The 7,828-nt window shown below is 52.1% G+C and carries 10 protein-coding genes; 8 read left to right on the top strand and 2 right to left on the bottom strand.

Annotation, left to right across the window (positions count from 1 at the left end; genetic code table 11):
* Window positions 1–176 precede the first annotated feature (176 nt).
* Window positions 177–1,058, top strand: a complete 882-nt coding sequence (gene htpX, locus HB631_RS23885; RefSeq protein WP_213993675.1) for a protease HtpX — start codon at window positions 177–179, stop codon at window positions 1,056–1,058.
* A gap of 4 nt (window positions 1,059–1,062) precedes the next feature.
* On the opposite strand, the gene HB631_RS23880 is transcribed toward htpX, so the two are convergent.
* On the bottom strand, window positions 1,063–2,454 hold the full coding sequence (locus HB631_RS23880) for an MFS transporter (RefSeq protein WP_213993674.1): 1,392 nt from the start codon (window positions 2,452–2,454) through the stop codon (window positions 1,063–1,065).
* Window positions 2,455–2,667: 213 nt separating this feature from the next.
* Here HB631_RS23880 and kdgR point away from each other — a divergent pair, with 213 nt between their 5' ends.
* The 7 genes from kdgR (at window position 2,668) to cspE (ending at window position 6,867) form a co-directional block, all read left to right on the top strand.
* Window positions 2,668–3,459, top strand: coding sequence for a DNA-binding transcriptional regulator KdgR (kdgR, locus tag HB631_RS23875; RefSeq protein ID WP_213993673.1), 792 nt, complete (start codon window positions 2,668–2,670; stop codon window positions 3,457–3,459).
* Window positions 3,460–3,480: 21 nt separating this feature from the next.
* The gene (locus HB631_RS23870) at window positions 3,481–3,729 is read left to right on the top strand and encodes a DUF2766 family protein (protein WP_213993672.1); all 249 of its coding nucleotides are present in this window, start codon (window positions 3,481–3,483) and stop codon (window positions 3,727–3,729) included.
* A gap of 131 nt (window positions 3,730–3,860) precedes the next feature.
* On the top strand, window positions 3,861–4,037 hold the full coding sequence (locus tag HB631_RS27335; RefSeq protein WP_213993671.1) for a PhoP/PhoQ regulator MgrB: 177 nt from the start codon (window positions 3,861–3,863) through the stop codon (window positions 4,035–4,037).
* A 112-nt stretch (window positions 4,038–4,149) separates the two neighbouring features.
* The gene (locus tag HB631_RS23860) at window positions 4,150–4,422 is read left to right on the top strand and encodes a YebO family protein (RefSeq protein WP_213993670.1); all 273 of its coding nucleotides are present in this window, start codon (window positions 4,150–4,152) and stop codon (window positions 4,420–4,422) included.
* A 276-nt stretch (window positions 4,423–4,698) separates the two neighbouring features.
* Complete coding sequence (locus tag HB631_RS23855) at window positions 4,699–5,685, top strand: MBL fold metallo-hydrolase (RefSeq protein WP_213993669.1); 987 nt, start codon at window positions 4,699–4,701, stop codon at window positions 5,683–5,685.
* Window positions 5,686–6,499: 814 nt separating this feature from the next.
* On the top strand, window positions 6,500–6,634 hold the full coding sequence (locus HB631_RS23850; RefSeq protein WP_132921323.1) for a DUF2627 domain-containing protein: 135 nt from the start codon (window positions 6,500–6,502) through the stop codon (window positions 6,632–6,634).
* Between the two features lie 23 nt (window positions 6,635–6,657).
* Entirely contained in the window at window positions 6,658–6,867 is a 210-nt protein-coding gene (gene cspE / locus HB631_RS23845) for a transcription antiterminator/RNA stability regulator CspE (protein ID WP_005968829.1), read from the top strand.
* Between the two features lie 239 nt (window positions 6,868–7,106).
* Here the strand turns inward: cspE and pgeF are convergent, their stop codons facing one another.
* Window positions 7,107–7,805: a peptidoglycan editing factor PgeF gene (gene pgeF, locus HB631_RS23840; protein WP_213993668.1), complete on the bottom strand. Its 699-nt coding sequence runs from the start codon at window positions 7,803–7,805 to the stop codon at window positions 7,107–7,109.
* Window positions 7,806–7,828 lie beyond the last annotated feature (23 nt).

Below are 7,828 nucleotides of genomic sequence, written 5' to 3'. Positions count from 1 at the left end.
TGTACGGTGGTGTGAGAGGACGGCGGGAGCAATCCCGCCTCCTACTCGATTTTACAAAATGTAAAGTTATGTCTTTTTAAGCACTTATTGTTAAGTAAGGCTTGAAAACCCCCTCAAAGCCCATACGATCCTCTTAACGCAATTCGCGTGAATTTTATCAGGGGACCACATTCCATATGATGCGCATCGCTCTCTTTCTGCTTACCAACCTGGCGGTTATGCTGGTTTTCGGTCTGGTGCTAAGCCTGACGGGGATACAGCCTTCCAGCGCCGCCGGATTGATGATTATGGCCGGCCTGTTTGGTTTTGGCGGCGCCTTTGTTTCACTGTGGCTGTCGAAATCAATGGCGCTGCGCTCGGTGGGGGGTGAAGTCATTGAGCGCCCGCGTAACGACGCCGAGCGCTGGCTGCTGGCCACCGTGCAACGCCAATCGCAGCAGGCGGGCATTGTCATGCCCCAGGTGGCGATTTACCCGGCGCCGGATATCAACGCCTTTGCCACCGGCGCCCGGCGCGACGCCTCGCTGGTGGCGGTGAGCACCGGCCTGCTGCAAAATATGAGCCGCGACGAAGCTGAAGCGGTCATCGCCCATGAAATCAGCCATGTCTCCAACGGCGATATGGTGACCATGACCCTGATTCAGGGTGTGGTAAACACCTTCGTGATTTTTGTCTCGCGCATCCTGGCGCAGCTGGCCGCCGGCTTTTTGTCATCCAACCGTGACGAAGGGGAAAGCAACGGGGGAAATCCGATGATTTATTTTGCGGTGTCCATGGTGCTGGAATTGGTGTTCGGTGTGCTGGCAAGCCTGATAACGCTGTGGTTCTCACGGCATCGCGAATTCCATGCCGATGCCGGTTCGGCCCGGCTGGTAGGGCGCGATAAGATGATTGCCGCGCTGCAACGCCTGAAAACCAGCTACGAGCCCCAGGAAGAGGGCGGCATGCTGGCGTTTTGCATCAACGGCAAATCAAAATCCTTCAGCGAGCTGTTTATGTCGCACCCGCCGTTGGATAAACGTATCGAGGCGTTGAGGTCCGGAGCCTATTTGAAATAATCCGCTACCTGTCGGCGGTGCTTTGCCTCTGTGGGTTGGGCTGGCTTATGCGCAGCGCGCTTACCATCGCCGCCGCGGTGGCGAAGCCGCCGGCCAGCAGCAACGAAGCGTGGGTGCCGCCGGTGCCTAATAAATTAAACATCAACGCCACCAGGGCGGCGCCGGACGTCTGTCCCACCAGGCGCGCGCTTCCCAGCATCCCGCTGGCGCCGCCGCTGCGGTTGCGGGGCGCGGAGGTGATAATGGTATGATTGTTGGGGGACTGGAATAAACCAAACCCGCCGCCGCACAGCATCATCCGCCAGATGATATCGATGTTGGCCGGCGAGTCCGGCAGCCAGGCCAGGGAGAACAGCCCGAGGGCGAATACCCCCAGTCCCACCGCCCCCAGCAAACCGGCGTGGACATGGCCTATCAGTCTGCCCGCCAGCATGGCGAACAGCATTGTCGCCAGGGGCCAGGGAGTCAGCAATAAACCGGTTGCCACTTCATCTCGGCCCAGGATGCTTTGCAGATAAAACGGCAGGGAAACCATGGCCAGCATTTGTGCGCAGAAGGAACAGATTGAGGTGCAAAGGGAGAGGGAGAACAGCGGAATACGCAACAAATCCACCGGCAGCAGCGGCCAGGCTTGGCGAAGCTGATGCCGGACAAAAAATGTGCCCACCACGATGGCGGCGGCAAGCTCGGTCAAAATCATATAGCCGTTCAGGCGCTGGGCAAAACCGCCTAAAGCCGATAATAACAGGCCAAAGGTCAGCGCGTTCATGCCGGCGCTGGCAAAGTTAAACCGCTGACCGCTGTTTTTCACCGGATTTGCCGGCAGGAAACGATGACCGAGATATAAGGCCAGCAGGCCGATGGGGACGTTGATGGCAAACAGCCACTGCCAGGAGGCGACGGATAACACGCCGGCGGCCACGGTGGGACCCGCCGCGGTGGATACCGCCACAATCAGGGTATTGATAGCCATCCCTTTGCCCAACAATCGCGTGGGATAAATAATGCGAATCAGCGCGGTATTGATGCTCATAATGGCCGCGGCGCCAAAACCTTGCAACACGCGGGCGCCAATCAACATCCACAGGCTATGGGATAATGCGCATGTCAGCGACATCAGGCTGAAGACCACCAGGCCGCATTGATATACCCGCCGGAAACCATAAATATCCCCCAGGGTAGCGAAGGAGAGCAGGGTCATTATGATGGCGAGCTGATAGGCGTTAACCACCCAGATAGAGGCGGCCGGGCTGGCATGGAGTTCACGTGCGATAGTGGGTAGGGCTACATTGGCGATGGCGCTGTCCAGCACAGCGACGGTGATACTGAGTGCTACGGTGAGAATTGCTCCATAGCGCTGAGGAGTAGGAACGCCATCAGCAATTTTATCAATCATGAATGTTTAACATACCGTCAAAACCTTTATCCTAGCATTAAATCCTGCCAGAACCGATCGGCTCCCCGCCGAAGAAATGTAATAATTACTGACTGGATATAACAGCCGGCTTTATGTGAGTACAGCCATTGCGAAATTTAGGGCCTTACCTTTATAATGGAAATTATGTTCTAGTTTTTTTAAAACAAAACGCTTATCAGGATTTTTATAAAAATGGCGATTGCAGATTTAGACAGACAACCCGATTCCGTATCATCGGTTTTGAAGGTTTTTGGTATTCTTCAGGCGCTGGGCGAAGAGCGGGAAATCGGTATTACCGAGCTTGCCCAGCGGGTGCTGATGTCCAAAAGCACGGTCTATCGCTTTCTCCAGACCATGAAGTCTCTCGGTTATGTATCCCAGGAAGGTGAATCGGAGAAATACTCCCTCACCCTGAAACTATTTGAACTAGGCGCCAAGGCACTGCAAAACATCGATCTGATTCGTATCTCCGACGTTCAAATGCGGGTACTGTCCAATCTAACCCGTGAAACCATTCATCTCGGTTCGCTGGATGAAGACAGCATCGTTTATATCCATAAAATTGATTCCATGTACAATTTGCGCATGTATTCCCGTGTCGGCCGCCGTAATCCCCTCTACAGCACGGCAATCGGTAAAGTACTGCTGGCCTGGCGTGAGGCGGACGAAGCGCAGCGCATACTCTCGGGGGTGGTTTTTCACCGCAGCACGCGTCGTACCGTCGCTGATGCCGCGGCATTGATGCCGGAATTGGTTAAAGTGCGGGAACAAGGCTTTGGTGAAGATAACGAAGAACAGGAAGACGGCTTGCGTTGCGTCGCGGTGCCGATTTTTGACCGTTTCGGCGTGGTAATTGCCGGCCTGAGTATTTCTTTTCCCACCATCCGTTTCGCGGAAGAAAGCAAAAATGACTATGTCGCCATGTTGCATGAGGCGGCCCGCAATATTTCCCGTCAAATCGGCTACCGCGAATATCCTTTTTAAGGGAAGCCCGGAGAAATTATCATGACGGAATCCTTTACCCACGATCAGGAATTGATCTCCGATTTAGTGGCCTGTCAGCTGGTTATCAAGCAGATCCTCGATGTGATTGATGTGATAGCGCCCACCCATGTTCGCGACAAAATGTCGCAACAGCTGAAAAGCATCGATTTCACCAGCCATCCCGCCGCCCGGGATCCGATTACCCGCCGGGCGATCGAAAAGGCCATTGCGCTTATCGATCTCAAGTTCGAGCAAACACCAACTCATTGATTTTTCCAATAGATGCGGTTGTACATAGATGCCGCTCTATAGTCCTTCTACCCACATCATCTTGCTCAAAATCATTATGCTGATAATAAAATGCACCATGGTTAGTCTTCGTTTAAGTTCCCACAGATAAAATGTACCCATCGGGGAAGTTCGGGACACGGGTTTTGAAAAAAAACACAACACTATCGATACTGGGCATTTTACTGCTGTGCCTGATGTTATGGCTGTCGGCACTGAACAGCTTTTGTGATCAGGGTGGTGATTTTTTCAACGGCGTATGCTTTGTCACGAAATGGATGCCGTGGTAGTCATGGGGAATCTTGGCGAGATGAGCGATAGGGCAAATATGGGTTTCAGGATACATTGCTGAGCAGAGGGTGTTAAGATAGCGTTTGGTTTTGTCAGTAATTAGGTTATGTTATGAACGATTTTGGATTGAATACCGCTAATCTCGCCTCCATGGGGCTGTTTTTTCTGATTTTTGTTATCGGTCTTATTGTCTGGTTTTTCCTCAACCGCGCCAGCGTCAGGGCCAATGAACAAATTACGTTGCTTAATGAACTCCTCGAGCAGCAGAAGAAACAAACTGAAATATTAATCCGTCTGGGTCAGGGAAATTCCCCGCAAACTGACGCCAAGGCATCCTCGGCCAGCGACCCTGTCATGTTCAAAGACTTTATCGCAGAACGTTAAACCGCATTAGATCCGCCTTCCTTGTTGCCTATTGCGGTATCCCATCCCTGACCCGGTCATCCCTGCGGGCGAATCTGTGCGCATTTGCGGATGAAAAAATTTACCGGGTCAAGGTTATGCTGTTAACATTTGATCAACATTCTATATCATTCAGTGGCCGAATCTTGCAATATCAAGGTATAAACCTTAAATAATTCGAGTTGCGGGAAAGCCAGCGTTCCCGCAGCCTGAAGTATGACGGGTATAAAGCGAGTAAACAGGAGAATCGGATAGACAATGGCAAAAAACAATCCCTGGTACGATGCGTCCAAACCCCACCATACGCCGTTAGGCTTCCGCAATCTCGAGCCTGGGATAAGAACTCCCGATGCCCTTAAAAAATGGCAGCGGGAACGCAAGGAACAGGGTCTTCCCCGGCCTCCGCAGGGCGGCTACGCACAATTTATCCGCGATTGGTGGCAACCGGCCGATTTCAGCGGCAGTGAAGATGCCATCTGGTGGCTGGGTCATGCCTGTCTGGTCATCCGCGTCTCCGGTCGATATTTACTGCTCGATCCCGCCCTGGGCCAGCGCGCGTCCCCGCTACCTTTTTTCGGTCCCAAGCGCAAAACGCCGCTGGCGGTGAGCATCAATAAGTTGCCGCCCATTGACGCGGTGATTTATTCTCACAATCATTATGACCACTTGGATAAAGGCACTCTGTGCCGGCTGTTGCGGCGTTTTCCGAACCTGCAGGTGATGGCGCCGCTTGGCATGGGAGAATGGCTCGAAAAACGGGGCGTCAGGACCATTTCCCAATGTGATTGGTGGGAGAGTCTCGATTTTCACGGTATCCGTCTCCACTGCGTGCCTGCGCGCCACTGGAGCATGCGTACCCTGAAAGACCGAAACCGCAGCTTATGGTGCGGTTGGGTGGTGGAGAGCGCCCGCTGGCGTTTTTATTTTTCAGGGGACAGTGGATACACCCCTGGCCTGGCCGAAATCGGGCAACGTTTAGGACCTTTTGATATTGCCGCTTTACCCATCGGCGCCTATGCACCAGAATGGTTCATGGCGGAAAGCCATATGAGTCCCGCCAGTGCGGTAAAAGTGTATCAGGAGTTGCATTGCCCGCGGGTAATCCCCATACATTGGGGCGTATTCGAGTTGGCCGACGAATCTCTCGATGAACCGCCGCAGGAACTGGCCCAGGCCTTATTAACCGCCGGTGTTGAAGACCCTCGGTTTATACCGTTGAAAATCGGGGCCAGAATAGATATATGATTTTATCGCTTATGATTTCCCACAAGGCCACTGCTTCAGCCATGGGGAGGGCCGGCTGGGCGGATTGACGCTTTTTGAACGATTGAAATACTTTGTGAGATTTTATATATCGAGTTAATGCCAAAGAGAAGCGTGACAGTATTAAGTCAGCCAGATGATCCATGGGATATTTTATTAGCATTATCATTAGAAAAAAATATTGCAGTATAATGACAAGTAGGCATAAGCGATAAAATTGCCTAAGATAATGCAATAGTGATATTAATCGCGCTTACGGCTGCGGGCAAACTCATCGTTGCACAATATTGGTGATCACAAATAGCGCATAATCTATTAGCCCGGGCATAATCATTATGACGCGGCGCAGGGCGCAGGCTCGCTGGCCCGTACGGGGGGTGGCGGCCACGAGACCGGCCAGGTGAGACTGGCGAATAATAAGACGTTGGTTATGTTAGGTGCCCTTGATAATTTCTATTACAACCATAGGCGATTCCGGTATAAGAAAACTGAAAAAATGTGAGCTGACCCCCTTGTTTTCTTTAATTGGGAAATGAATAGTTATTCTTGAATAATGCATTGGACGTTGACAAAGGTTTGCGCTAAGGTTAACGATAAATGGTACAGATATCATGATGGTCAATTCACTCGGCACTAAATGGGTCGTTTTTTCAACTCTTTGATGCGGGGTGGGCAACCGGATGCAACTGAACGATTTAATTATGTGCGACATATCCGGCCCTGATCAAAAATGGCTTGCCATTGATTACAGAGTATGTGATAACGCATTTGGGTAAAACGAGGTACAGTTCTGTATATGAATGGCATTTTCAGTAAAGAAGTTTTGCGTAAAGACGATATCGTTGCATACCGCTTCTCTGCCGATCCTAATCTTAGTGCCTCAAGCAGTAACGACTCCAGTTTGTCTCTGTCTCGCCTCAGGGCGATTTAAACACTCCAAAGGAAATATGCAAGATGGCAAAGATCAAAGGTCAAGTGAAGTGGTTCAACGAGTCTAAAGGTTTTGGTTTCATCACTCCGGCCGATGGCAGCAAAGATGTGTTTGTACACTTCTCCGCTATTCAGGGTAACGGCTTCAAAACTCTGGCCGAAGGCCAGAATGTAGAATTCGAAATTCAGGATGGCCAGAAAGGCCCTTCAGCAGTTAACGTAACTGCCCTGTAATCCGCGTTACTTCGGTAACAGTCAATCATTTGATTGATGGATGACATGTAATCCCCCCTGCCAGTCCCGAACTGGCAGGGTGCTTCTATAGTGAAATCTTTCCCTGTCGCGCGCCTGAAATCTCGTTGCCTAAGGTTTTTGCGGTCAACGCCTGTTACTGTCACTGCTGAATCCCTCAATCCCCTACGTCAGCTACTGCCTTTTCCGAATTCTTCTGTTTCCAGCATCAGTGAACCTCTTTAACCGGTAATCACCAGCCCTGAATGCTGATTGCGTCCGCTGATTGAGGGATAAGCGGGATCCACCGCCCGTTGCTGACAGAATCGCCGGTAGCTGGTGTAGCGAAAGCCGTTGGCGGCGCGGGTGCAGATGGTGCACTGACGCAGCACGTCCACTCCCTGAAACCCAAGGGCCTGTAATTTGTAACGCGCTATGGCCGGCAAATCCAGATGTCGCGGCCGGGGCCGGACGATCTGTGCCGGTATGGGTAATTCCCGCAGGAAATCCTCCACAAGGCTTTCACTGACTTCATAACAACAAGGCCCCGCCGCCGGCCCGATGGCCGCCAACCAGTTAGCCGGGTTGTCGGGATACGTCAGCTGCCCGGCAAAGGCTTCGATAATTCCCGCCAGTAATCCCCGCCAGCCGGCATGCACCACGCCGATACTTTTACCGTCGCGGCGGCAAAAAAGAATAGGCAGGCAGTCGGCGGTGAGCACATGCAGCAGTATGCCGGGGGTTGAAGTGATCAGGCCGTCCGCTTCCGTGCAGATTTCCGCCGGCCGATAGATGCGGCGAATATCGATACCGTGCACCTGTTTTTTAACCGGGGCGGTATCCTGCCAGGGCTGCAATGGGACTGGCAATAGGGTGGCGGCGTCACCAAAGCCGTGACGTACGCCCGCAACATTTTGTATCAGGCGGGAGTAAACTGTCATAATGTTAAAATAAAACTTAAAGG

Source organism: Sodalis sp. dw_96, assembly GCF_018449575.1.
In the GTDB taxonomy this organism is placed as follows: domain Bacteria; phylum Pseudomonadota; class Gammaproteobacteria; order Enterobacterales; family Enterobacteriaceae; genus Acerihabitans.
The sequence above is the reverse complement of the archived record's forward strand: the minus strand, read 5'-3'. Positions and strand labels throughout refer to the sequence as shown.

Excerpts from the sequence above, each read along its gene's own strand:
- HB631_RS23855 (WP_213993669.1), top strand. The coding sequence starts at position 4,699 with ATGGCAAAAAACAATCCCTGGTACGATGCGTCCAAACCCCACCATACG.
- HB631_RS27335 (WP_213993671.1), top strand. The coding sequence starts at position 3,861 with ATGTACCCATCGGGGAAGTTCGGGACACGGGTTTTGAAAAAAAACACA.
- HB631_RS23850 (WP_132921323.1), top strand. The coding sequence starts at position 6,500 with ATGAATGGCATTTTCAGTAAAGAAGTTTTGCGTAAAGACGATATCGTT.
- pgeF (WP_213993668.1), bottom strand. The coding sequence starts at position 7,805 with ATGACAGTTTACTCCCGCCTGATACAAAATGTTGCGGGCGTACGTCAC.
- cspE (WP_005968829.1), top strand. The coding sequence starts at position 6,658 with ATGGCAAAGATCAAAGGTCAAGTGAAGTGGTTCAACGAGTCTAAAGGT.
- HB631_RS23870 (WP_213993672.1), top strand. The coding sequence starts at position 3,481 with ATGACGGAATCCTTTACCCACGATCAGGAATTGATCTCCGATTTAGTG.
- kdgR (WP_213993673.1), top strand. The coding sequence starts at position 2,668 with ATGGCGATTGCAGATTTAGACAGACAACCCGATTCCGTATCATCGGTT.
- htpX (WP_213993675.1), top strand. The coding sequence starts at position 177 with ATGATGCGCATCGCTCTCTTTCTGCTTACCAACCTGGCGGTTATGCTG.
- HB631_RS23880 (WP_213993674.1), bottom strand. The coding sequence starts at position 2,454 with ATGATTGATAAAATTGCTGATGGCGTTCCTACTCCTCAGCGCTATGGA.
- HB631_RS23860 (WP_213993670.1), top strand. The coding sequence starts at position 4,150 with ATGAACGATTTTGGATTGAATACCGCTAATCTCGCCTCCATGGGGCTG.